Annotated in this window: 1 protein-coding gene; it reads left to right on the forward strand. The window is 66.9% G+C overall.

The features are described 5' to 3' along the window. Window positions 1–105: 105 nt before the first annotated feature. A complete protein-coding gene (locus ELR45_RS27625) occupies window positions 106–1113 on the forward strand; it encodes an aldo/keto reductase family protein (RefSeq protein WP_129669187.1) in 1008 nt (335 codons plus the stop codon). Window positions 1114–1377: the final 264 nt, after the last annotated feature.

Consider the following 1377-nt stretch of genomic DNA (forward strand, 5'->3'; position numbering starts at 1 on the left):
TACGGGACACTGGAGCCGGCTTCGCAGCGCCCCATACCGCCTCTTGCCGGACGCCTATGTTCGCTGGACAACTGAACGGGATGGGCGTGTTGTAGCGTCAGAATCATGGAGTTTCGCACACTAGGCCGTTCCGGCCTCAAGATCAGTGAGATCACGTACGGCAACTGGATCACTCACGGTTCGCAAGTGGAGGAAGACGCCGCGCAAGCCTGCGTGCAGGCGGCGTTGGACGCGGGGATCACCACCTTCGACACGGCCGACGTCTACGCCGCCGGCCGTGCGGAGGAGGTCCTGGGTCGTGCACTGGCCGGCCAGCGACGCGAATCCCTGGAGATCTTCACCAAGGTCTTCTGGCCCTCCGGCGGAACCGGGCCGAACGACCGCGGCCTGAGCCGCAAGCACATCCAGGAGTCGATCAATGCGTCGTTGCGGCGTCTGGGCACCGACTACGTCGACCTTTACCAGGCGCACCGCTACGACCACAGCACACCTCTCGAGGAGACGATGGAGGCATTCGCCGACGTCGTGCATGCCGGCAAGGCGCACTACATCGGTGTCTCCGAGTGGACCGCGGATCAGATTCGGGAAGCGCACGCGCTCGCTCGCGACCTGCGCATCTCGCTGATCTCCAGCCAGCCCGAGTACTCGATGCTCTGGCGCGTCATCGAGTCCGCGGTCGTGCCCGCCTGCGAGGAGCTCGGCGTATCCCAGATCGTGTGGTCGCCCATCGCGCAGGGTGTGCTCACCGGCAAGTATCTGCCCGGCCAGGCGCCGCCGGCCGGCTCGCGGGCGACCGACGCGAGCGGTGGTGCGGGCGCCATTCGCCGGTGGATGGCGGACGACGACCTGCTGGCCCGTGTCCAGGAACTGCGGTCCCTCGCCGACCAAGCGGGGCTGACCATGGCTCAGCTCGCCATCGCCTGGGTCCTGCAGAACCAGAACGTCGCCGCGGCCATCACCGGGGCCTCGCGACCGGAGCAGGTGGGAGAGAACATCAAGGCCGCCGGCACCAAGCTCGACGCAGACTTGATGAAAGCGGTCGACGAGGCTCTCGGCGACAAGGTGGAGCGCGACCCGTCCATCACGGCGACGCGCTCCCCCGTCTTCGACTGATCGGCTCGGAGGCGAGGAGACCCGGGTCGCTCATCGGCGCATGTCCCGGGTCGCCTCGTCCGCGCGCGGATGTGCGGACGTAGGGTCACCGCAGAGGAGGATGATCTGGCGCATCCTTCCGTCGTCGATCCCGCTGGAGTACCGATGACCAGGCGATCCTATTCAGGCGGCTCAAGGCTCATCGGACCGTAGACCTCGCGGCTGTCCTCGTAGAGAGTCACCGAGTGCACGCCGGATTCGGACAGCTGCCGCCAATGCTCGCCT

This window comes from Phytoactinopolyspora endophytica (genome assembly GCF_004138495.1).
GTDB lineage: Bacteria > Actinomycetota > Actinomycetes > Jiangellales > Jiangellaceae > Phytoactinopolyspora > Phytoactinopolyspora endophytica.